The organism is Arthrobacter sp. C152 (assembly GCF_054890965.1).
In genome coordinates this window covers 235,839-257,879 of the sequence record NZ_JBTZSU010000002.1, presented here as the reverse complement: position 1 = coordinate 257,879, position 22,041 = coordinate 235,839, and the positions used below count along the sequence as shown (strand labels likewise).

The window sequence follows — 22,041 nt, the reverse complement described above, 5'->3', positions numbered from 1 at the left end:
GAGCATGCGGCGGCGCACGATGCGGCGCCGCCGCATGGATAACCTGTGGATATGAAGAACCTGGACCTGAACCTGCTGCCCCACCTGCAGGTCCTGCTGGAACTGCGGAACATCACCAGGGCGTCGGAGCGGCTCCAGCTGAGCCAGCCGGCCACCAGCGCGGCGATGTCCAGGCTCCGGCGCCATTTCGACGACGAGCTGCTGGTCCGCAACGGCCGCACCTACGAACTCACGCCCTTCGCGCAGTCCCTCGTTCCCCTTGTCGATGAGGCCATGCTGCACATCCAGCGGGCCACGCGGATCCGCTCCGGCTTCGACCCGGCCACCAGCGAGCGGGAATTCGTCATTGCCGCCTCCGACTACGCCGCGGCGCTGATCGTTGGCCCGCTGCGCGGCTTCCTGCGGGAGGAGGCGCCAGGGGTTTCGGTGGACTTCGTGCCCACCACCGGGTTCCAGGGCCAGCTTGCCGACTACGCGAAGATCGACCTGCTGGTGGGCCCTACCGGGTACCGGATGCAGGGGGCCAGCAAACAGGTTTTCCGGGACAGCTTCGTGGCCGTGGCCGACGCCGGCAACCCCCTGCTCCAGCAGCCCCGGCTCACCCTGGCGGACCTCACCACGGTGCCGCACGCCGTCGGCTATTTCGGCGAGGGCATCAGCACCCCGGCGGACAAACTGTTCGAGGCGCGCGGCCTCCAGCGCCGGGTTGCCGCCGTGGTGGCCGGGTTCCTGTCCCTGCCCCTGCTGGTGGAAGGAACAGACCTGGTGGCGCTGGTGCCCGGCATGCTTGCCGCGCGGGCGCAGCGCGGCGCCAACATCGCGGTGCTCCAGTTTGCCGATGATGCAGAGGCGTCCCTGGTGGAGGCGATGTACTGGCACCCGTCACAGGCCGAGGACCCGGCCAACACATGGCTGCGGTCGGTGGTGCAGCGTTCCTGCGCGCGGCTGCACGAACTCTTCCCCGTCAGCGCGCACCCGCTGACCATTCACGGAGCGGATACCACGTAGACGGAGGCCGCGGTTCCGGGTCCGGTCCTTCCCTGCCAGAGTCGTAGCAACGACTCCCGGAAGGAACACCCATGCCCGATTCCAGCCAGCGCCTGGCCGGCAGGACCGCCGTCATCACCGGAACGGCCAGCGGCCAGGGCAGGGCCGCCGCGCTCGCGTTCGCTGCAGCAGGCGCCTTTGTGGCGGGTTGCGACATGGACGACGACGGCGCGGCCGCCACCGTCGAACAGGTCACCGCGGCCGGTGGCCGGATGAGCAGCAGCCGGGTGGACCTGACGGACGAGGCGGCCGTAGCGGCCTGGGCATCAGGCGTTGCCGCGCAGCACGGCCAGGTGCACATCCTGTATGCCAACGCCGCCGTCACGCGCTTCGCGCCGGTAGGGCAGCTCACCTACGCGGACTGGAAGTGGAACGTTGAGCACGAGATGGACGTGGTGTTCCTGCCGGTGAAGTACTTCTGGCCACAGCTGATCCGGGCGGGGAATGCGGCGATCGTCCTGGTGGGCTCCACGGCGGGCGTGACGGGATCGATGACCAACGGCCGGCTGGCCCACGAAGGGAGCGGTGGTGGCAATGACAAAACAGCTCGCTGCCGAAGGTGCCCCACACGGGCTCCGCGTCAACGCCGTCAGCCCCGGCATGATCCGCACCGCCGCCACGGAAGGTAACCTGCTCGCTCCTGACCATCCCATGCGGACCATCGCCGGAAGCATTCCCCTGGGCCGGATCGGTGCGCCGGAGGAAGTGGCCAAGTGTGCGCTGTTCCTCGCCTCGGACGAGGCCTCGTACGTGACCGGGGCCAACCTGATGGTCGACGGCGGCTGGTCCGCCGTGCTCCCGGGCTGACAGGTGGGGTGCAGAGGCACCGCATGACCTCGGCGAAGGTGGGGTGCCGCGGCAGCTGCACCTCAGCGGGGCTGGAGCCCCGCAGCGCGGTAGACGTCGTCGACCAGGGCCATCGTTGCCGTGGCTTGGGCTGCCGTGAGCGGTGACGGGCCTCCAGTGGCGAGCACGTCCACCAGGTGCTCAAGCTGCGCGACGTAGCTCGACTCACCCTCCATTGCCTTTTCGTCGATGAGCAAGTCTTCGCCTGCGGTGACGCGCAGCGTGGCTCCCCATTGCGGAACGATGACGCTTGTTGCCTGCAGGGTGGCTGCAGAGCCGACGATGGTCAGCGACATTTGCCCTTTATCATCGCCCAGGAACGAGGCCCGGACCCGTGCCCTGACGCCGGTATCGAACGCCAACACGAAATCGGTCTGCAGATCGACGCGGGGATCGCCGTCGTACAGCCGGGCCGACGACGACACGACGCGCGCCTCGCCCCACGCCGCCCGCAGGAGGTCAATTGCGTAGCAGCCGACATCCATCACTGCCCCGCCGCCCAGGTCGCCGTTCAGCCTGATGTTGCCGGGCTTCACCACGAAGTGGGGGATGCTGAAGTCGATCGCGGCGTCGTCGATGTCGCCGAGCACACCCGATCCGATCACGTCGAGCAGCCGCTTGGTGAACGAGTGAAGCCGATAATGGAATCCGACGAATGCCGAGCGGCCGTTGGCCTCGGCAGCGTCGGCAATGGCGCGCGCGTCGGTTCCGTTGGCTGAGAGCGGCTTCTCGCAAAGAATGTGTTTTCCTGCGCGCAGCGCGGCGACCGCCCACTGCGCATGGACCGTCGGCGGGAGTGCCACATACACGAGGTCGACGTCGGGATTCGCCATCACACTGGCGTAGTCACCGGCCGCCTCAATCCCGAACCGGTCGGCAAAAGCCCGGGCGCGCTCCGGGTCGCGGGAGCCGACCGCGATGACCTGCACGCTGTCGACCAGGGTGGAGGGTTCCACCATGGCCCGTTCGGCGATGCCGCCGGTTCCAAAGATTCCGACCCTCAACGGTTGACCTGTCATTCTCAGTCTCCTTCATGGGGAAGCCACGGGGGCCGGCTGGATGCTGCGGTTGCGGGGCCGGGTGCGGGCCGGGACGCGGGTGACGGCTTCGCGCCGCGTCCCGACCGTGTTCTCGATGGTGCCGATGCCTTCGACGGTCATCCGGACGACGTCGCCGGTGGCCAGCGGCGGGGGAGTCCGGGATCCGTTGCGGCCCCAGAGTTCGGCCAGGCAGCCGCTGCCGCAGGTGCCGGAACCCAGCACGTCACCGGGTTTCACCACGGAATCCTGCGAGGCGTAGGCCACCAGCTCGGCGAACGGCCAGCCCATGTTGGAGAGCAGGTCCTGCCCGATCAGTTTCCCGTTGACCTCGACGGCCATGGAGATCGGCAGGAACCCCTCGGCATCGTGCCGGTCCTGAAACTCGTCCGCGGTGACGATCCACGGCCCCAGGGTGTTGGCGAAATCCTTCCCCTTGCAGGGGCCCAGGCTGACCTTCATCTCGCGGCGCTGCAGGTCGCGGGCGGACCAGTCGTTGAGCACCGTGTAGCCAAAGATGTGCCGGTGGGCCTCCGTGGCGGACAGGTTGCGTCCGTCGCTTCCGGGAATGTGCCCGACGACGGCGGCGACCTCGGTCTCGAAGTCCAGATCCGTGCAGCCGGCGGGTATCCCGATCACCTCGCCGGTGCCCGTCACGGTGTGCGGGTTGGTGAAGTAGAACGTGGGCGCCTCGTACCATTCGGGCACCACGCCTGCGGCGCCGTCGATGCTTTTCCGCACCCCCTCCACGTGCTCCTCGAAGGCGACGAAGTCGCGGATGGTGACTGGTTCCAGCGGGGCGAGCAACTGCACGTCCACGAGCGGCACGCCTGTGCCGGAGCCGATGGTCCGCCGGGCGATGTCGAGGGTTTCGTCGAGTCCCGCGTCCAGCAGCGCCGGGACGTCCTGGCCACCAGGCAGTGCCCAGCAGGCACCGCCGTCTACGAAACCCGACTGCGTCCCGCCGTCGTGCTTCCACCGGGCAATCTTGACCATGAATCTGTTCCTTAGGATGTGTGGCTGGCGGGGACCGAAGCGGGGGTGAGGCCGAGGGCTGCGGCATTGCCGGCCAGCACCTTGGCTTCGTCCCCCGGCGGAAGCTGCGCGTCGATGACTTCCGCGACTGGGGTGTCGGACCCCATGTCGAACGGGTAGTCCGAGCCCAGCAGCACCTGCTCCGGTCCGGCGGCAGCCACCAGGGCGCGGAGCTCGGCCGGGCTGTGCACCAGCGAGTCGAAGTACAGCCTCTTCAGGTAGGACGACGGCGGTTCGGCGCACCCATGTGCCTCGGGCCGCACCTTCCAGGCGTGGTCAGAGCGGCCCAGCGTGGTGGGGAGGTAGCCGCCCCCGTGCGCGGCAAGGATCAGCAGGTCCGGGTGCCGGTCGAGGACGCCGCTGAAGATCAGGTGGGACAGGGCCACCGCGTTTTCTGCGGGCTGGGAGACGGTGTTGGCCAGGTAGAAGCGGTCCAGCCGCTCATCCAGCGAGCAACCGAACGGGTGCAGGAACACCAGGGCGCCCAGCTCTTCCGCGCGCGTCCAGAACGGTTCCAGCCTGGGGTCGGAGAGCTCAACGGTGCTCTGTTCCCCACCGGGGGTGGCGGCGTAGGAACCGATTTCCACGCCCAGCAGCCCGCACTCCAGCACGGCGTGGTCCAGCGCCCCCACCATCAGGCCGGGGTGCTGGAGCGGGACCAGGCCAAGGCCGTTGAGCCGTTCCGGCGCGCGGTCCACCAGGGCCCGCACCGCCTGGTTGGCCTGCGTAGCCACCTCCATGGCGAGTTGTTCGCCGGCAAAGTAGTAGAAGTGCGACGGCGACGGCGAGACCAGCTGCACATCCACGCCCTGGGCGTCCATGTCCGCCAGCCGGCGGTCCAGGTCCGTCAGCTGCGGCCAGCGCTCCTTGATCATCCTGCCCGAGGCCGCCATCGACTCCGGTCCGTTGCGCCGCACCTCCAGGGCCTGCTGCGCTTCGAAACCTTGGGGATCCGCCACGGCCACCAGCTGCTGCAGGGCTGGAAGCAGGACGTGGGCGTGGACGTCGACGACCGGGTTTTCCCCTGCCCGCACAGAAGGCGTGCTCATGCGGGCTCCTTCAGCATGACCGACAGCCCGTGCATCAGGCCCGGCACGTCGGCGTCCCGGACGCCGTCGAGCATCCACTGGCCCAGCTGGACCGACGCGCTGACCACTGCCTTGGCCCGCTCCAGCCGCCGGTCGGTGAATTCCTTGAACAGGGTTTCGGTGACGTCGTCGGCGTTGATCAGCAGTTCGGCGAGCACGGCGGCGTCCTCCAGGGCCATGGCAGCACCCTGGGCCACCGTGGGCGGGCAGCTGTGCGCGGCGTCGCCGATGATGACGGTGCGGCCGCGGTTCCAGGGACCATCGACGAGGTGGGTGGTGAACCACGTGTAGTTGATGCGCGCGCTGTGGTCCAGGTTTTCGCGGATTTCGTTCCACGGCCCGCCGTAGGCTGCGGCGAGTTCGGCCATGATGCGGGGGCCGTCCTCGTGCCGGCGTTCCTGCGCCTTCTCCACGAGGTAGGCGTAGATGGTGTCCTGGCCGGTGGGGCAGTAGCCGGCGATGAAGCAGGGGCCGCCGTAAGTGAGGTCGGTGCGGACCACATCCTCCGGCCGCGGCACGAACGCGCGCCAGATGCCCATGCCGGTGGGCCGGGGTTCAACGTCGATGCCGATGGTTTTGCGGACGGTTGAGTGCAGCCCGTCGGCTCCGATCAGCAGGTCATAGCGCGAGGTGCCGCCGTCGGCCGTGTCCACAGTGACCGAGCCGCCGTCGTCCGTGATGCCGGTGACCGTCCTGCCATAGCTGATCCGGGCGCCCGCCTGTTCGGCGCGTTCCCGGAGGATGGCCGTGAGGTCCGGACGGTACATGCCCATGGTGGCCGGCAGGTCGTCACCGCCGGTGCGGATGTCCTCCAGGACCGCGATGACGGTGCCGTCCGGGTCCGGGGCGCGCAGGCCCAGGGTGCTGAAGCCGTAACCTTTGGCCGCCACCTGGTCCCAGACGCCCAGCTGGCGCAGGACGCGCAGGGCGTTCCCCTGCAGCGTGATGCCGGAACCCAGTGTCTGTGGTTCGGCGGCCTTCTCGAGGACTTCCACCTGGATTCCGGCGTCGGCCAGAAGGATGGCGGCGGCCAGCCCCGCGGCTCCCGCCCCCACGATTCCGACGTTCTGTACTGCTGCCATCGCTGACTCCTTTGGTGTGACGGCGTAACTGCTGGGTTGTTGAAGTGAAAACTACCTGACGGCGATCGGATTGACCGGCGATCCGACGGCCCCGGTGATCGGCAGCGGTGCGGCGGTGAGCAGGAAGTCGTACCTGCCGTCCGCCGCGCATGCCTCCGCAAGTCCGTCCGGGTCCCACATCTCGCCGAGGAACAGTCCCAAGTTGGGGATGGCGATCTGGTGGAGGGGCTGGAACGCGGCGTCGAACTCGTTGGGGCGGACCTCGAAGCCCCAGGTGTCGGTGGCGATTCCGGCGATTTCGCTGCGGTGCAGCCAGGGGGCTGTGGTGAAGGACAGCCCCGGTGCCGGGCCGCCCGCGTAGTCGCCCCAGCCCTCACGCCGGACCCTGGTGTGCTGGCCGGTGCGGATCACCAAGATGTCGCCGCGGCGCACTTCGGAGCTGGGACCTTGGATCTCGATGGTCCGCTGGAAGTGTTCGGGGGTGATGGCGAAGCCGTCCGGCAGTTCGCCGTCGGTCCGTCCCAGTTCGGGGCCGAGCGCGCGGCCGACATCCAGCAGCACGCCGCGGGTGACTATCTTGGCGGCGGCGGTTTCGATGCCGGTGACCAGGTCGCCTTCGGAGGTGACCACGTCCCCGGCGGCGCGGCCGTTCCACGCCTTGCCCTGGTCGAAGATGTGGCCCAGGCCGTCCCACTGCGTGGAGCACTGCAGCGGCATGGCGATCACGTCGTCCGCGCCGCCGAAGCCGTGCGGGAAGCCCTGGTTGCCGCGTTCGGCGTCGACGCCGGTGTCGGTCATGGTGTGGACGGGGTTGGTGCGGCGGCGCCAACCCTTCTGCGGGCCGTTGGTGTCGAACGGCTGGGACAGCGAGAATGCCTCGCCTGTTTTCACCACGGCTGCGGCCTCGACGCGTTTGGCGGCGTCGATGAAGTTCAGGGTGCCAAGGACGTCGTCGGCGCCCCAGCGGCCCCAGTTGTTGTGGGCGGCGGCCATGGCGCGGATGCTGCCAAGCGGATCGTCACGCCGGATAACCGGGGAATCCGTAGATTCCCCGGTGCCGGTGGCTGTGTCTTGGGTGGTCACTGCGTGCTGCTTTCGGTTGGAGTTTCGTCCTTGCAGTGGATGAGCTGGGTGCCGAGCCCGGTGATGGTGCCTTCCATGACGTCGCCGTCCTGCAGGAGCCGGCCCCAGTGCTGGCCGTTGCCCGCGGGGCTGCCGGTGAGGACCAGGTCGCCCGGACGCAGCGGCATGATCTGGGAGGCTTCGCTGACCAGCTTGGCCACGCCGAAAATCATGTCCGAGGTGGATTCGTCCTGCATCGCCTTGCCGTTGAGCTTAAGGGTGACCTGCACGTCCTGGGGGTCGCCGAAGAACTTGGCCGGTACCAGCAGCGGGCCGGTGGGCAGGAAGCCCGGGGCGTTCTTGGCGCGGTACCAGTCCGAGCCGATGGCCGGCATGTCCTTGCGGAACACGTACTCGCGCGTGGTGATGTCGTTGACCATCGTGTAGCCGAAAACGAACTCCAGTGCCTCCTCGGGGGTGACCCGGAAGGCCGTCTTCCCGATCACGGCCGCCAGTTCCAGCTCCCAGTCGTGGGACTTGGAGTAGGAGGGCAGGGTGAGGTCGTCCGTGGCGGAGGCCACCGCCGTCGGCAGCCCGATGAAGAAGTACGGCGTGCCCTGGCCGGCGCGCTTGTCCATCATGGCCGCCGTCGCGGTGCGCACCTCCTCGGCGTCCTCGCCGGGTTCGCGGTGGGCGACGGCGAGGTCGATGACGTGCTTGCGGTAGTTCGCGCCGGTCTGCAGGATCTGGGCCGGTTCCACGGGGGCAAGGATTTCGACGTCGGCCGGCGCCAGGCCAGTGCCTTCAACTGCGGAGGCGGCCAGAGCATCCAGTTCCGCTTCCGTGGTGTCCCAGTGCTCAATCAGGGAGTTGATGTCCCCGTCCAGCGGCAGGACCCTGTCATCAACCAGCAGGCCCGTGCGGGCCTTGCCGGCTCCGGGCTCCTGGTAGCGGATGAGAGCGTACGGTGTTGCTGCCATGGTGCGCTCAGCCCCGGCCCTGCTTGGCGTACGGGTTGAGGAGGGCTTCCTTCATTTCCGGCGAGGCGCCTTCCTCGGTGGCTGTGAAGCCCTCCGCCAGCGGGAAGGATTCGGTCATGGAGTGCGGCATGGCGCCGTTCTTGTAGAAGTTGTTGGAGCCCTCGGACGGCTTCCAGGTGTTGGCTTCCCAGTCCGGCACGTAGTTGCGGTAGCCGCCGGAGTTGAGCTCCACGCGCAGGCCGGACGGTTCGCGGAAGTACAGGAAGTTCTGCTCGCCCACGCCGTGGATGGAGGGGCCGTATTCCATGGGGGTGCCGTTTTCCATCATCACGTCGGCGGTGCGGAGCAGGTCCTCGGTGGTGTCCACCCAGAAGGCGATGTGGTTGACGCGGCCGGGGCGGCTGGAGGTGTCCAGGACCACGCCCAGGTCGTGGGACTTTTCGTTGGTTGTCAGGACGGAGAAGACCGTGATGGGGGCTTCGTCCAGGTCCACGAAGGCCATGACGCGGAAGCCCAGGGCGTCGTTGTACCACTTGGCGAAGCCGCGGACGTCGGAGCAGGCCACTGTGACGTGGTCCAGGAAGCGCGGTGCCGCGGCGTGGCTGCTGCGGCGCTCGGGCCGGTCCGGGTAGGTGGATTCGAAGCCGGGTTCTGCCACGAACTTGTCCACGTCATAGAACAAGCGCATGTGGTGGCCATACGGCCCGGTGAATTCGTAGGCCTTGCCGTAGCCGTGGCCGCCGGCGGTCCAGGTGCCCTGCACGCCGGTCGCTTCCACCCGCTGGGCGGCGGCTTCCAGGGCGGCCTGGGAGTTGGTGCGCCAGGCCATCCGGCCCAGGGAGGCTTCGGGGCCTTCAATGACCACCAGGCTGTAGCGGTAGTAGTCGCCCCAGCAACGCAGGTAGACGTTGCCGTCCACGCGGTCGACGATGCGCATGCCGAACTTTTCCTCGTAGAACCGTGCCGAGGCTTCCACGTCCGGGCTGGTGATCTCGAGGTGGGCAAGATGGGAGAGGGGAGTTTCCACGATGAAGTCCTTCTGGGTTACTGGCTGCGGGTTGTTGGTGCAGGTCCTGTAACTACAGTGAGGCACTTCATATATCCGGGGAAGGCGACCTTTTCGATATCAACTATCAGTGCTGCGGATAGCTTCGGGAGGGCTAACCCCATCGATTGCTCTGTAGATGCCGTTTTGGGTGCTCAAAAGGACATTTACGGAGCAATCGATGGGGGTGGGACTACTCCTTGCCGAGTCCGGCGGCAGAAGTCTTCTCCGTCGCGACGCTGTTGAGGGCGCGGAGGTCGAAGATGCCGTTGATGTCGGCCTGCCTGGTGGTGCCGGCGGTTACGCCGTCGGCCAGCAGCTTTTGGTAGGTGCCGGCCAGCGGGTCCACGGTGAACACGATGTTCTTCAGGGAGCGGTCTATCACGTCGGCCTTCAGCTCGGCGCCGGCCGCTTCCTTGAGCGCTGCGTTGATGACCGTGGCCTTTTCCGTGGCGGATGCGCTGTCCAGCCATTCAACCGACTTCACGTGGCCCTTCAGCAGCGCTTTGACGGTGTCCGGGTGGTCTGCCGCGAACTTCCGGTTCACGATCAGGATGGTGGTGGGGAACTCGCCCGGTTTGCCGGACAGGGAGCCGTCCCACAGGTCCTTCTCATCCACCAGCACCTTCGCCCCCGCGGTCAGCACCAGCCGTGACGCCCACGGCTCAGGCAGCCACGCGCCGTCGAGCTTTCCGTCCTGGAACAACTTCAGGGTCTGGGCGTTCTCGGTCGGGTTGATGGCGACGTCACCGCTGCCGTCGACATTGGTTTTGTAGCCCTGTGAGCTCAACCAGGCGCGGAGCGCGACATCCTGCGTGCCACCCAATTGCGGCGACGCGAGGGTCTTGCCCGTGAGGTCCGCAGCGGAGTTGATCTCCGGCTTGACCACCAGCTGGGCGCCGCCGGCGGCAGCCCCGGCGATGATGTTGATGGACTCGCCCTGGCTTTTCACGAAGGAGTTGATGGCCGGGTTGGGACCGATGTAGGTCGCGTCGATGGCGCCCGCGTTCAGGGCTTCGATGGCTGCAGGACCCGCATTGAACACCTGGGTGCTGAGCCTGGTGCTGCCGAGCTCGCCGGCGATAAAGCCCATGCTGACGCCCACCAGGGCCGGGGCGTGCGTAACGTTGCCAAAGTAGCCGAGCTTCAGCTCGGCGGCGGGGCTGCCGGCGGGGGCAGCCTCCCGGCCGGCGGCGGGCGTGCCGCCGTTGACGGCGGAGGCGACGGCGGCACCCCCGCCAATCAGGGCGACGACGGCTGCCGCGATGCCGATCTTCAACCCGAGGGGGCGCTTGGCCTGCGCCGCCTGGCCGGCGACGATACGGGTGGAGCCTTGCTGGTTTTGGGGACTCTTGTCCTGCGGGTTTGCCATGGGGAAATCCTTTGTTGGGCGGATGCTGAGACGAGATTACGGAGCACCCGGCACCCCCACAATCGTCCTTGTCGCAGTGGTTCACCGGGCGACGCGAACGCTCAACGCGGCGTCGCGGGGCGTCAAGAATCGTCGCTTGGCGTCTTCGTGCCGGGCCGGCCGGCGCCGTCCTCCGGAAAGCCGGCCCTGATTGTTTGGCGCACCGCTGGGTACGTATCCGGCATGGGGGCTATGGAAAACTAACGCAAGGAGACGCTCATGTTGCTTTGGATCGCTATCATCATCGCCGTTCTCTGGCTCCTCGGACTGCTCGCGAACATCGGCGGCGGCCTGATCCACATCCTCCTGGTCGTGGCGGTGGTCGTCCTCATCTTCCACTTCCTGCGTGGGAGGACCCGCGTCTAAACACGCTCCGGTTCCCGCCGCTGACCGGCGCGGCAGCGGCGGGATGCGTCAGGAGTTCAGGCCGCCTTCACCAGGGGCAGTTCGTCCCAGTGCGTGGTGTACCGCGGCGAGCGCATCTCCCGTTTCATGGTCCAGTCCAGGCCGGACCTGATGCCCGCGTGCCCCAGCCCGATGGACCCCCGGCCAAACCGGCGGCTCACGTCCTCAAGCAGGGGCCCGATGCCGCGTTCCTCGTGCCGGTTTTCGAACAGCTCCAGGGGTGGCTGGTTGCCGGTGGGCCGCAGGTCGGTGAGCATCAGGCCCGCCTTGGCGTACTTGAGCCCCTCCCTGATGCTGGGAAGCAGCCCGTGTGCAGCCCTGGTGAGCAGGAGCGGATCCGCCGTGGGCATGGGAAGGGCCACGCACACGGACGGAAAATGTTGTTCATGGTCCCTGAACGGCGACGTGGCGGCGTAGGCGGTCAGGACTTTCGCCTGCAGCCCATGCTTGGAGAGCCTGGCGCTTGCCTGCTGGCCGTAAATGCTGAGTACCTCGCGGAGGCCGGCGGCGGTGGTTACGGGCGTGGCGAAGGAGCGGGAAAAGATGAGCTGGTCCCGCCCGATGCGCTCCTCCTCCATGGGGATGCAGGGTGTGCCGCGCAACTCCAGGACCGTGCGCATCACGACCACCGAAAACTTGTCCCTGATGGCCACAGGATCTGCGCGCACCAGGTCCTGGACGGTAAAGATGCCGATGGCGTTGAGCCGTCTGGACAGCCGACCAGCGATCCCCCAGAGCTCGTCCACGGGGAGCCGGGCCATCAGCCCTTCCCGGACCGGGGCGGGGACCGCGTCCCAGAGGCACACGCCGCCGAAGGCGGGATTGTTCTTGGCCCACTTGTTGCACAGCTTGGCGAGGGTCTTGGTGGGGGCGATGCCGACGCAGACCGGCACGCCCACGTTGCGGCGGACGGCGTCCTTGATCCGCCGGCCCAGGGCGAGCAGCTGTGGCGGCCCGCCCTTGACGCCCAGGAAGGCCTCGTCGATGCTGTACACCTCCAGCCAGGCCGAGTACCTGCCCAGCAGCTCCATCACCCGTGAGCTGATGTCCCCGTACAGTTCGTAGTTGCTGGATCTTGCCACCAGCCCCCACTCCCTGGCCCGGGGCGCGAGCCTGAACCATGGCTCGCCGGTGGCAATGCCGAGCGCTTTTGCCTCGGGCGAGCGGGTCACCGCGCAGCCGTCGTTGTTGGACAGCACCACCAGCGGCCTCCCCTCCAGGGAGGGATCGAAGGCCCGCTCCGCGGAGGCATAGAAGCAGTTGACGTCAACATGCGCGATCTGCGGCATCTGCCGCATGGGAGCAGGCTTAGCCATCATGCTCCTCACACATGGTGCAGGCACCTGGTGGCCACGCCCCAGATGGTGAGTTCCGACAGTGCTGCGACCTGGATGTCCGGATACTGAGGGTTCTCCGCCTGGAGGATGACTCCAGCAGCCGTGATCCGCAGCCGCTTGACTGTGAGCTCCCCGTCCAGGACCGCAACCACCACCGAACCGTCCTTGGGCTCAAGCGCCCGGTTGACGATCAGTTCGTCGCCGTCGCTGATGCCGGCACCTTCCATCGAGTTCCCGGTCACCCGGACCACGTACGTGCTGGTGATGTCCTTGATCAGGTGCGCGTTGAGGTCGATGCGGCCGTCGAAATAGTCCTGCGCGGGGGAGGGGAAGCCCGCCGCGACCGCCACTGGCGAGATCAGCACCGAGAACAGCGAGGCGCCCGCGTCTATCACGCGGGGACCGACAATAACGCCCACAACACACCTTTATTCGAATATTTGTTCGATAAGTTCAGTGTAGCGCCGAGCCCCGACAACGGGCACCCCACCCCCGCCTTTCCCGGGCCGGCCCCACGGCGTGGTGCTTCCGCGCTGTCCGCGCCACGGCGGCGGAACCCCACGTAGACTTGCAGGATGCGGCTGGTTGCAAGCGATATTGACGGAACGATTCTCGGGCACGATGGAAAAATCAGCCCCCGCACCGTCCGCGCCTTCCACGCCTGCCGCGATGCCGGCGTCGAACTCGTCTTCGTCACCGGCCGGCCGCCCCGGTGGCTCCACCCGCTGGAGGAACAGCTGGGCCACACCGGCCGCGTGATCTGCTCCAACGGAGCCGTGGTCTGGGACCTGGAAGCGGACCGCCTGGTCTCCGCCCGCACTCTCTCCCTCGACGCCGTCCTGGAAACGCGCCGCATCATCAAAAAGCTCCGCCCCGCCGCGCTGTTCGCCGCCGAAACGCTCACCCGGTTCCACCTCGAACCTGGCTTCATCGAGAACGAATCCAGCGAGCTGCTGGCCCAATTCACTCCGGCGCCGCTGGCGGAAACCCTGGCCAACGACGATTCCGTGGTGAAATTCCTCGCCATTGTCCGGGACGGCACGCCTGACGAATTCCTCGCCGAGGTGGGTCCCGCCGTCGGGCACCTGGCCGCCGCCACCCACTCCTCGCCCGGCGTCGCCATGCTCGAACTGTGCCCGCCGGGGGTCAACAAGGCCGTCACGCTGGCCGAGTACGCCGCGGCCCTGGGCATCGACGCCGCCGACGTTGTGGCGTTCGGCGACATGCCCAACGACATCGAGATGCTCCGCTGGGCCGGGCACGGCTACGCGATGGCCAGCGGCCACCCTGAGGCCATCCGCGCGGCAAACCTGCAGGCACCGCACTTTGATGACGACGGCGTGGCGCAGGTCCTGGAGGCACGGCTCGCTTCCCTTGGGGTCCAGTCTTCCTGAACCCCGCCACCATACTTCCAGCTGGCGCTCACCTGGCGTTTACCTTTCCCCCGTAGCGTGAACCGGAGCAGGCACCTTCCTGCGGCTCAAGGGGGTTACCGATGGCAAGGAATACCAGGCAGCATGCAGCGGATGCGCCGCTGCGCACAGCAATTCCGGCTCCGCACTGGAAGCAGCTGCGCCAGGGCGACCGGGTCCGTGTGGTGCTCTCGCCCGGCTTTGAGGCCGGCGGCATCGTGGACACCATCACCGCGGACCACACTGCCGTCTGGGTGCACCTGGACGGCGGCCGCGGCCGGACCCTGCTGCACTGCGGCGACGGCGTGGACATCGTTCCGTGCGGCGAGACCGACTGCCGCGATTGACGTGCCGGGACTGGCGTCCCGGGCCCGGGGTACGCTCACAGTGTGACCCTGCCCTTCTTTGACCATGCGGACGACGGCGGCCGGCGGCTTCCCATCGCCATGGCCCACCGCGGGTTTTCGGCTGAGGGGCTGGAGAACTCCATGGCGGCGTTCCGCGCCGGCGCCGACCTCGGCTTCCGCTACCTCGAAACAGACGTGCACACCACCGCAGACGGCGTTCTGCTGCTCTTCCACGACGAGACGCTGGACCGTGTCACGGACGGCCGCGGCCGCGTGGCGGAACTCGCGGCGGCGGACGTGGCACGGGCCAGGATCAACGGCCGCGAACCCATCCCCACGTTCGATGAGCTGGTCACTGAGCTCCCCGACGCCAGGCTGAACCTCGACGTCAAGGACTGGGGCTCGGTCCAAAGCACCGCCGCGGCCATCGAACGGCACCAGGTGCACCACCGGGTGCTGGTTGCCAGCTTTTCGGACCGGCGACGGCGGGCGGTGCTGAAGCTGCTGAGCCAGCCGGTGGCGTCTTCGGGGGGCGTAGCCTCCAACGCCTTGTTCACCTTCCTCGGCCCGCTGCTTCCCGCGCCGCTCTTCCGGCCGCTCATGCGCCGGATCCTGCACGACGTCCATGCCCTGCAGGTGCCCGTCCGCTACGGCCGCATCCCCGTTGTGACGCCGGGCTTCATCCGGCGGGCCCACGCCCTGGGCCTGGTGGTGCACGTCTGGACCATCAACGAGGCGGACGAGATGCACCGCCTCCTCCACCTGGGCGTCGACGGCATTGTCACGGACAGGGCGGACCTGCTGCGCGGCGTGCTCATGGAGCGGGGCGAGTGGCCCGCCGGGCCGGAGGGCTAGCTCCGGTCCCCCTTCGCCGGTCCCGTGGCGTCCCCGGCCAGGCCGCCGTCGTCGTTCCCTTCGCCGGCGTCTGCCTCGTCAGTGTCCCCGCCCAGCGGGATGCTGGACACCGGACCCGGGGCCGGGCCAGCCTTGAGGCCCGGCGCCTTCTGCTTCTCCGCTTCCATGGCGTTGGAGCCCTCGCTCAGGGACGAGTGGACCTCGACGTCGTCGTTGGGGTCCGTGGGGTCGGGCACGTCCAGTTTCTCGGTGGGCCTGGATGTCCCGGCCAAGTCCTCCATGGCGTTCTCCGCTGCCTTGCCGATGCTGTCGCCGATTCCCATGTGACTGCTCCTTCCGGGATCACCGCCGGCACCCCAGCGGTGCGCGGCCCTACTCACCCAGAATTATCAGCATGCTTACGATTAGTCCAGAGCTGGGGAACCGAACCGCAGCCGGAGAGGAAGGACAGCAGCGCCGTGAGCACTTACCATCCGGAAAAAGACCCCGCCAACCCTGACCGCCCGGGAAAGGACGACGCTGGGGGCGCCGAGGCCGGCCTCGACCAGCAGCGCCGCAGGGAAGCCGGAGGATCGCCAAACCCCGATCCTGCTGAAGGCAACATCACGGGTTTGGAACCGGGCGGGGGAGTCCCGCCGGGGGAGACGCCGCCCGCGGAAGGCCAGATGAGCCGGGACCAGGGCCACTCCGAATAACGGGTCAAGTGCGGGCGGGGCCGGGAACCGGGCCCGTTGCTCCGCCCGTGCAGATCAGGAAAAATCCTTGCCGTTCCGGACGGTCCTCGACTCATCGGGACCGGGGAGGTGCCGCTTGAGCCCATCCAGGTCCAGCCTGCTGTTCCAGTTGGCCCAGTCCTCCGGCCGCACCGAAGGCCGCCCCAGCAGGTATCCCTGCCCTGCGCTGACCCCCAGCTCGGTGAGGACCTTGAGCTCGCCCACCGTTTCAATTCCTTCGGCCACCACCGTGATTCCCACCTGGTCCGTGAAGTCCACCAGGCAGGCCGCGAGGGCGTGCTGCAGGCCGTCGTTGTCGACGTCGCTGATGACGTTGCGGCCCACCTTGAGGAAGTCGGGGCGCAGGTGGAGCATCCGGCTGAGCGCGCCGGCCCCGCTGTGGGTGTCATCCATGGCGATCCGCAGCCCTCTTTCCCGGAGCGGATTGATCGCGGAGATAAACTGCAGATACTCCTCTTCGGGAATGTCCTCCGTCAATTCGAGGACAACCCTGTTAATGGGGAGCTCGATATGGTCGAACAACTCCGGCAGCCGCGGATCCAGGCAGGACGTCGGCGAAATGTTCAGGGACACATACAGGTTCCCGGGCAGGTCCCGCGCAGCGGCAGCGGCGGAGCCCAGGGCGGAGAATTCCAGGTTGGCGCCCAGGCCCACCGCATTTGCCTCGGCAAACCACAGCTCGGCGGCAGCGCCGTCGTCACTGACAAAGCGGGAGAGCGCTTCGGCTCCCACCACCCCTTTTCCTTCCAGGCCGTAGATGGGCTGGAAGGCGGTCATCAGCATCCGGTTTTCGAGCAGGGCGCTGATGCGGGACTGGCTGCGGATGGCATCGAGCTGTTCGGCGAACTGCGGCGGCAGGGCGGGCGGTGCCAGGCGCGTCTCCCGGGTGTTCTCCACGGCGTCCCCGCCCTTGGCGCTGCTCCCGCGGGATTCCAAGAGGTATTCGAGCAATGCCCTTTCGGGCACGCCTGGATTCTCATCGAGGCTGTTGCTCAGGCGCTGCCGGACGGCCGCACCCGCGGGATCGGTATCCGCCAAAACGGCGGCAATAATTCCCCATGCCTGTACTCGAACCGACATTAGCTACGCCCCCAGTTGACGAAGTAATGACCCTATGGCCCAATTAATGTTCAAATTTTCCAAACGCCCTATAAAAGTCCGCTGTTGCTGCACCATCCGGTTTCCGCGCGACGAAAACCAGACACCGCACGTTGATCGTATATCGGCGGCACTAAAAGCGCAGTAGTTTAGGCGCTACTGGTTAGCGCTTTCCGGCTGGCCGGCCAGCAGGCCGGGCACCTGGTCGGCGGGAACCGGGCGGCCAAAGTAGTAGCCCTGGGCGCTGAGGCACCCCAGTCCGCGGAGGATTTCCGCCTGCTCCGCCGTCTCGACGCCTTCCCACACCGCCTCCAGCCCGCACGCCCGCACCAGCTGCAGGACGGCTGCCACCAGGGCCGGCTGGCTGGGGTCGGTTTCCAGCCCCGCGATCAGCGAGCGGTCAACCTTGACCCTGTCCACCGGAAGCCGCCGCAGGTAGCTGATGGACGAATAGCCGGTGCCGAAATCGTCGATCTCAATGCCGACCCCCAGCCCCCGGAGGCCGCCCAGCGAGTATCGGTCCAGTTCGTTGCCCTTGACGATGGCCACTTCGGTCAGCTCCAGGACCACCTGGTGGGGCTGCACGCCGGTTTCCTGCAGCACGTTCCGGACGTCCTCGATGAACTGCAGGCTCTGCAGGTCCGTGGCGGAGATGTTGATGCGGACCGAGAAGCGGCGGTCCACCAGGGAGGCGTCGATCCAGGCCCGCAACTGCTTCACCGCCGTCTGCAGGACCCAGTGGCCGAGCTGCGAGATCAGGCCCGCTTCTTCGGCCAGCGGGATGAACTCGTCCGGCATGATGAATCCGCGGGTGGGATGGTTCCAGCGGATCAGCGCCTCCACGCCTTCGATCCGTCCGGTGCCGAGCTCGACGACGGGCTGGTAGTACAGCGTCAGGGTGTCGTCCTTGATGGCTGCGCGCAGGTCCTCCACCAGCTGGCTCCGCAGGCGCCGCATCAGCAGCAGCCCCGGCTCGAAGCGGTGCAGCCGGTTCTGGCCCTCGGCCTTGGAGGCGTACATGGCGACGTCGGCCTGCATCAGCATGTCCTCGGGGCTTTGGCCGTCGTCGGCAATGCTGAGTCCGATGCTGGCGCCGCAGCGCACGCTCCGGCCCGGCAGCTCGATGGGGTCGCTGAGGGCGGCGAGGATGCGCGATGCCACGATCGCTGCCTGGTCCGGCGACGTCGTCGGCATGACGATCGCGAATTCGTCACCGCCGAGCCGGGCCACGACGTCGGACGTGCGCACCGCGCCGCGGAGCCTTTCGCCCACCGCCACGAGGACCTGGTCCCCGGCGGTGTGCCCCATGCTGTCGTTGATGGACTTGAAGGCGTCAAGGTCCATCAGCAGGATGGCCGGACCTTCGTCCGGCGCCGCCTCGTCCGGCCCTGCGTGGTGAGCCAGGGCGGTCCGCAGCGCCTCGATCAGCGCCGAACGGTTGGCCAGGCCGGTGAGCGGGTCCTGCATGGCCATCTTCTGCATTTCCAAATGCGCCTCATGCAGGAGCTGGGTGCGGACCTGGACGCGCTGCTCCAGTTCCTGGTAGATGACCTGCAGGTCTTCGGCCAGCAGGTTGGTGCCCATGATGATGGCATCAAGTTCATCCCGGGCGGGGGAGACCTCGATCCGGGAGGTCAAGTCTCCGGAGGCAAGCCGGACAATGCCTTCCAGCAGCTGCGAAAGCCGGGGGTCGTCGTCGGCAAACATCGGCTGTCCTCCCGCCCGCCTAGTTGGCCTGGATGCGGTCGGTGCCAAGGGGAAGGCTGACGGTGACCGTGGTGCCTCCGCCCAGCGTGGAGGCGACGTTGATCCGCCCGCCGTGCCGGTCCACGATGTCCTTGGAGATGGCCAGGCCCAGGCCGGTCCCGGGGATGGCGCCGGACATGGCGTTGGAGGCGCGGTAGAACCGGGTGAACACATGGTCGATTTCGTCGCTGGAGATGCCGATCCCGGTATCGGCAACCCGCACGGTGGCCCACTTGGAACCGTCGGACGCGGCATGCGATTCGCTGCCCACCTCGATCCGTCCGCCGCTGGGCGTGAATTTGATGGCGTTGGACACCAGGTTGGTGAACACCTGCTGCAGCTGCACCTCGTCGCCAAGGATCTCCGGATCCTCCGGGACCGGGTCCACGTCGATGGTGACGTTCTGCAATGTCGCCAGGGGGCGCAGCGCCGCCGCCACGAGGTCCAGCGTCTGTCCCAGGCGGACCGGCGCCAGGTGCATGGTGCCGTCGTCCGGCCCATGGCGCGAGACGCTGAGCATGTCCTCCACGAGTGTCCGGAGCCGTTCGGTGTTGCGGACCACGATGTCCAGCATCTGGTGGACCTCCTGGGACACGGGGTGCTGGGTGCTTTCCTGGATCATGTCCAGGTACGCCATGATCGAGGTCAGCGGGGTGCGCAGCTCGTGGTTCACGGTGGCCAGGAAGTCGGTCTTGGCCTTGTCGAGTTCCCGGAGGCGCTTCACCACCTGCTGCTGGCTGCTGATGAGGTGGCTCTGGATGAGCCCATAGGCTGCGTTGCCCGCCACGTGCTGGATGAGGCCGAGTTCGGCGCTGGACCAGGTCCGGGGCCCGTCCATCATGGCGATCCAGATGATGCCCAGGGACGAGTTGCCCTCCCCGATCGGGACGGCAAGGGTAGCTGCCGCACCCGCGACGGCAGGGGCGGGCCTGTCCCGGGGGCCGGGCTGTGCTGCGTGCCCGTCCGCGGAAGGGGTCTCCGTCCCGGCCCACAGGGCGTCCGCCAACTGCCGGGCCTCCTCCTCGCCGGGAAGGGCGCCCGGGGCGAGTTCCGCCAGCCCGGACCGATGCCATGAGGCCACAATCGGGGGCACCCTCGGGTCCTCGAAGGTGGCCAGGATAACGTGGTCTGCCCGGAAGGTCCGGCCGAAGCCGGAAACGACGTGATCGGCAATTTCCTGGGGGTCGTTGGTGGCGCGGACGGCGGCGGACACTTCCCGCAGCTGCTCCCGCAGGCCCTCTGCCTCCTGCCGCGACGCCCGCCGCCGGGCCACTTGGTCGATCAGCAGGGTGGCGCGGTGCACCAGTTCCCTGGGCAGCGGCGGTTTGGTGATGCAGTCGTGGATGCCCGGAGGGGTGGCGGCCCCGATTTCCGCCGGGTTGTCCAGGTCCACCATCACCAGGACGGGCGCCTCCGACGCGACCGCCGCCAGGAAGGCGTCGGCCACGATGACCGAGGGCTCCGCATCCTCGAGCAGGGCCGCGAGCCCGTCAGCGTCCCGGGCTTCAAGGACGGTGTAACCGGCGTCGCGCAGCGCGCCGGCATTCATCGCCAGGCGGCGCTGGTCGGGATCGGCGACGACCGCCGTGCGCGGTGCGGGTACCTCACTTGGCACAGCCGTCACAGTGCCCCCTTCCCTCCCAGTTGTGTACATTCTAGGGGGATGCGGCGCCCGGGGTTCCACAGGTTCCCGCCCCTTATCCCGTCGGCGGAGGGCACGCGGCGTAATATCGCGCTGATCCGGCGGCCGTTCACCCGGGCAACATATATTTGAGCCGTGCCCACCACAGATAAACCGGCGGAGCCGGCCTGGCAGAAGTACCTGATGCTGCCCAAAATCATCAGGCTTGCCCGGCGCGCTCCGAAGGACCGGCCCACGGCCTGGGACCGCTACTGGGCGGGCATCACCGCGACCGGCGAGGGCGGCGAGGTCCTGTGGGACTCGGGCACCGACAATGAGTTCCTCGGCTACAAGGAAACCCTGTTGCGCCATGTGGATCCCCGGCTTCCCGTCGTCGATGCCGGCTGCGGCCACGGCAGTTTCACCCGGGCGCTCGCCGGGATCTTCCCGCAGGCCATCGGCGTCGACATTTCGGAGCACGCAGTGGCCCGGGCCCGGTCGGAGTCCCAGGGCATCGCCAACATCAGGTTCGAAGCACGCGACATGACGGCGCCCGGTGCGGGCGCGGCGCTAGCGGCGGCCTCGGGTCTGGTCGACGGCGGGGGGGCCAACGTCTTCATCCGCGGCGTGCTGCACGTACTGGACGACGCCGACCAGGCGGCCCTCGTGGAGAACCTGCGCACCCTGGCCGGGGCGCGGGGCACGGTGTTTCTGGCAGAAACCAATTTCCAGGGGAATCCGCTGGAGTACGTCTCCCATCTCGGCGCCACCACGCGCAGCATCCCGGCGCCCCTGGAGCTGGCGATCCGCGGGCTGCCGATGCCCGGCCACTTCGGTCCCGAAGAACGCCAAAGGGTGTTCGCGCCGTCGGCCTGGGAACTGCTTGAGGACGGCGACGTTGCCATCCAGACAAACCCGGTGACCGGCGTCGTGGGCCAGGACCGCGTTCCCGGCTACTACGCGGTGCTCCGCCCGCGGGCTTAGCCTGGACCGCCCCGCAGAACCACAGACTTCCCCGCAGACTCCCCGCAGGTGTCGCCGCGCCCCTTGACAGGCCCCGGGGCCCGGAGGCTACATGGTAAGTAGACTTACTACCTAGCGGGGAAGGGAAGGTGCTGCGCAGCGACGGCGGCAGTGGCGATAAGCTGCGCCGCGTCACCCGGGAGGAGTGGTTCGCCCACGGGCCTCCCGGACATTGAATGTCATCCACCAGTAACAACGCAGCGACGGCGTGCCATCGCATTTCCTGCGCCGGGAGAACCCCGGCCGGGAACGCGCCCCAGCCGCACCGCCCCAACGTTTGGCAAAGCCGCCCGGCCACCCCCGGCGCCTTCCGCCGACCGCTGGAGCAAGACCTACAGGAACTACCATGAGCAATCTCATCCCGTCCGGCGCACTGCGCCGGATGCTGCTGCCGCCCACCTACGGCCGGCACGTCACCCCCGCCAGCGAATTCACCATCCTCTCCGTGGAGGTCTGGGCCTCGGGCCTGGTGGTCAACGTCCACCTGGCCAGGGAAGGCGGACCCGCGCCCCGGCTGACGCTGGAGGACCACTTCGGCACCACGTATTCACTGCAGGAGTCCGCAATCGTTGATTCGAGGAACCTGCAGGTGTTCACACCGTCGGTGCCTCCCGGCACCAGGAGCCTGACCATCCGGGCGGCGGACGATCCCGGCCGCCCCGTGGTGACCTTCGCCGTGCCGCTGATGGTGCCGGACACGCCCCCCGTGGCGGCGGTTCCGGACGCGCCTGCCCCGCGGGAAGCTGCCGGGCTGCCGGATGAGGGGCCCTACGAGGCGGAACTCCGCCGCCCAGCCTGACCCAGCTCATCCAGCCTGACCCAACCGAAAG

24 protein-coding genes are annotated in these 22,041 nt (G+C 68.0%); 10 read left to right on the top strand and 14 right to left on the bottom strand.

All coding sequences use genetic code 11. From position 1 onward, the window contains the following. The first annotated feature begins 51 nt into the window (after nucleotides 1-51). The 3 genes from ACYSM9_RS02670 (at nucleotide 52) to ACYSM9_RS02660 (ending at nucleotide 1,854) form a co-directional block, all read left to right on the top strand. Complete coding sequence (locus ACYSM9_RS02670; protein WP_461855459.1) at nucleotides 52-1,008, top strand: LysR family transcriptional regulator; 957 nt, start codon at nucleotides 52-54, stop codon at nucleotides 1,006-1,008. Between the two features lie 71 nt (nucleotides 1,009-1,079). Further along, nucleotides 1,080-1,676, top strand: coding sequence for an SDR family NAD(P)-dependent oxidoreductase (locus ACYSM9_RS02665; RefSeq protein WP_461855447.1), 597 nt, complete (start codon nucleotides 1,080-1,082; stop codon nucleotides 1,674-1,676). Then, complete coding sequence (locus tag ACYSM9_RS02660; RefSeq protein WP_461855446.1) at nucleotides 1,582-1,854, top strand: SDR family oxidoreductase; 273 nt, start codon at nucleotides 1,582-1,584, stop codon at nucleotides 1,852-1,854. Before ACYSM9_RS02665 ends, ACYSM9_RS02660 begins: the two co-directional genes overlap by 95 nt. A 62-nt stretch (nucleotides 1,855-1,916) precedes the next feature. On the opposite strand, the gene ACYSM9_RS02655 is transcribed toward ACYSM9_RS02660, so the two are convergent. The 8 genes from ACYSM9_RS02655 to ACYSM9_RS02620 all read right to left on the bottom strand — a co-directional run bounded on the left by ACYSM9_RS02655 (nucleotide 1,917) and on the right by ACYSM9_RS02620 (nucleotide 10,594). Beyond that, nucleotides 1,917-2,912, bottom strand: a complete 996-nt coding sequence (locus ACYSM9_RS02655; protein WP_461855445.1) for a Gfo/Idh/MocA family protein — start codon at nucleotides 2,910-2,912, stop codon at nucleotides 1,917-1,919. A 12-nt stretch (nucleotides 2,913-2,924) separates the two neighbouring features. Then, complete coding sequence (locus tag ACYSM9_RS02650; RefSeq protein WP_461855444.1) at nucleotides 2,925-3,926, bottom strand: fumarylacetoacetate hydrolase family protein; 1,002 nt, start codon at nucleotides 3,924-3,926, stop codon at nucleotides 2,925-2,927. Between the two features lie 11 nt (nucleotides 3,927-3,937). Further along, nucleotides 3,938-5,014, bottom strand: a complete 1,077-nt coding sequence (locus tag ACYSM9_RS02645) for an amidohydrolase family protein (protein ID WP_461855443.1) — start codon at nucleotides 5,012-5,014, stop codon at nucleotides 3,938-3,940. Beyond that, nucleotides 5,011-6,135 (bottom strand): FAD-dependent oxidoreductase, encoded by a 1,125-nt coding sequence (locus tag ACYSM9_RS02640; protein ID WP_461855442.1) that lies wholly within the window; start codon nucleotides 6,133-6,135, stop codon nucleotides 5,011-5,013. Before ACYSM9_RS02640 ends, ACYSM9_RS02645 begins: the two co-directional genes overlap by 4 nt. A 51-nt stretch (nucleotides 6,136-6,186) precedes the next feature. Then, nucleotides 6,187-7,218: a cyclase family protein gene (locus tag ACYSM9_RS02635; RefSeq protein ID WP_461855441.1), complete on the bottom strand. Its 1,032-nt coding sequence runs from the start codon at nucleotides 7,216-7,218 to the stop codon at nucleotides 6,187-6,189. Next, a complete protein-coding gene (locus ACYSM9_RS02630) occupies nucleotides 7,215-8,177 on the bottom strand; it encodes a fumarylacetoacetate hydrolase family protein (protein WP_461855440.1) in 963 nt (320 codons plus the stop codon). Before ACYSM9_RS02630 ends, ACYSM9_RS02635 begins: the two co-directional genes overlap by 4 nt. Before the next feature lie 7 nt (nucleotides 8,178-8,184). Beyond that, complete coding sequence (locus tag ACYSM9_RS02625; RefSeq protein ID WP_461855439.1) at nucleotides 8,185-9,204, bottom strand: VOC family protein; 1,020 nt, start codon at nucleotides 9,202-9,204, stop codon at nucleotides 8,185-8,187. 211 nt (nucleotides 9,205-9,415) lie between these two features. Beyond that, complete coding sequence (locus ACYSM9_RS02620; RefSeq protein ID WP_461855438.1) at nucleotides 9,416-10,594, bottom strand: ABC transporter substrate-binding protein; 1,179 nt, start codon at nucleotides 10,592-10,594, stop codon at nucleotides 9,416-9,418. Nucleotides 10,595-10,852: 258 nt separating this feature from the next. Between ACYSM9_RS02620 and ACYSM9_RS02615 the strand changes: the two genes are divergently transcribed. Then, nucleotides 10,853-10,999, top strand: coding sequence for a lmo0937 family membrane protein (locus ACYSM9_RS02615; protein ID WP_454483459.1), 147 nt, complete (start codon nucleotides 10,853-10,855; stop codon nucleotides 10,997-10,999). Between the two features lie 56 nt (nucleotides 11,000-11,055). Here the strand turns inward: ACYSM9_RS02615 and ACYSM9_RS02610 are convergent, their stop codons facing one another. Next, nucleotides 11,056-12,354: a Y-family DNA polymerase gene (locus ACYSM9_RS02610; protein ID WP_461855437.1), complete on the bottom strand. Its 1,299-nt coding sequence runs from the start codon at nucleotides 12,352-12,354 to the stop codon at nucleotides 11,056-11,058. 8 nt (nucleotides 12,355-12,362) lie between these two features. Then, nucleotides 12,363-12,794, bottom strand: coding sequence for a LexA family protein (locus ACYSM9_RS02605; protein WP_461855436.1), 432 nt, complete (start codon nucleotides 12,792-12,794; stop codon nucleotides 12,363-12,365). A gap of 156 nt (nucleotides 12,795-12,950) precedes the next feature. Between ACYSM9_RS02605 and ACYSM9_RS02600 the strand changes: the two genes are divergently transcribed. The 3 genes from ACYSM9_RS02600 (at nucleotide 12,951) to ACYSM9_RS02590 (ending at nucleotide 14,989) form a co-directional block, all read left to right on the top strand. Next, nucleotides 12,951-13,769 (top strand): HAD family hydrolase, encoded by an 819-nt coding sequence (locus ACYSM9_RS02600; protein ID WP_461855435.1) that lies wholly within the window; start codon nucleotides 12,951-12,953, stop codon nucleotides 13,767-13,769. A 101-nt stretch (nucleotides 13,770-13,870) separates the two neighbouring features. Further along, a complete protein-coding gene (locus ACYSM9_RS02595; RefSeq protein WP_461855434.1) occupies nucleotides 13,871-14,134 on the top strand; it encodes a hypothetical protein in 264 nt (87 codons plus the stop codon). Nucleotides 14,135-14,176: 42 nt separating this feature from the next. Continuing rightward, entirely contained in the window at nucleotides 14,177-14,989 is an 813-nt protein-coding gene (locus ACYSM9_RS02590) for a glycerophosphodiester phosphodiesterase (protein ID WP_461855433.1), read from the top strand. Here ACYSM9_RS02590 and ACYSM9_RS02585 read toward each other — a convergent pair. Then, complete coding sequence (locus ACYSM9_RS02585; protein ID WP_461855432.1) at nucleotides 14,986-15,312, bottom strand: hypothetical protein; 327 nt, start codon at nucleotides 15,310-15,312, stop codon at nucleotides 14,986-14,988. The genes ACYSM9_RS02590 and ACYSM9_RS02585 overlap by 4 nt on opposite strands. 135 nt (nucleotides 15,313-15,447) lie before the next feature. On the opposite strand from ACYSM9_RS02585, the gene ACYSM9_RS02580 reads away from it, so the two are divergent. Next, nucleotides 15,448-15,684 (top strand): DUF6480 family protein, encoded by a 237-nt coding sequence (locus tag ACYSM9_RS02580; protein WP_461855431.1) that lies wholly within the window; start codon nucleotides 15,448-15,450, stop codon nucleotides 15,682-15,684. A 54-nt stretch (nucleotides 15,685-15,738) separates the two neighbouring features. On the opposite strand, the gene ACYSM9_RS02575 is transcribed toward ACYSM9_RS02580, so the two are convergent. From ACYSM9_RS02575 to ACYSM9_RS02565, 3 genes are all read right to left on the bottom strand, one after another. Further along, nucleotides 15,739-16,803, bottom strand: coding sequence for an EAL domain-containing protein (locus tag ACYSM9_RS02575; protein WP_461855430.1), 1,065 nt, complete (start codon nucleotides 16,801-16,803; stop codon nucleotides 15,739-15,741). A gap of 174 nt (nucleotides 16,804-16,977) precedes the next feature. Next, nucleotides 16,978-18,528 carry a putative bifunctional diguanylate cyclase/phosphodiesterase gene (locus tag ACYSM9_RS02570; RefSeq protein ID WP_461855429.1) on the bottom strand — a complete coding sequence of 517 codons (1,551 nt, stop codon included), beginning with the start codon at nucleotides 18,526-18,528 and terminating at the stop codon, nucleotides 16,978-16,980. A 19-nt stretch (nucleotides 18,529-18,547) separates the two neighbouring features. Further along, nucleotides 18,548-20,221, bottom strand: coding sequence for a sensor histidine kinase (locus ACYSM9_RS02565; protein ID WP_461855428.1), 1,674 nt, complete (start codon nucleotides 20,219-20,221; stop codon nucleotides 18,548-18,550). 171 nt (nucleotides 20,222-20,392) lie between these two features. On the opposite strand from ACYSM9_RS02565, the gene ACYSM9_RS02560 reads away from it, so the two are divergent. Further along, nucleotides 20,393-21,172, top strand: a complete 780-nt coding sequence (locus ACYSM9_RS02560; RefSeq protein ID WP_461855458.1) for a class I SAM-dependent methyltransferase — start codon at nucleotides 20,393-20,395, stop codon at nucleotides 21,170-21,172. Between the two features lie 385 nt (nucleotides 21,173-21,557). Next, complete coding sequence (locus tag ACYSM9_RS02555) at nucleotides 21,558-22,010, top strand: hypothetical protein (RefSeq protein WP_461855427.1); 453 nt, start codon at nucleotides 21,558-21,560, stop codon at nucleotides 22,008-22,010. Nucleotides 22,011-22,041: the final 31 nt, after the last annotated feature.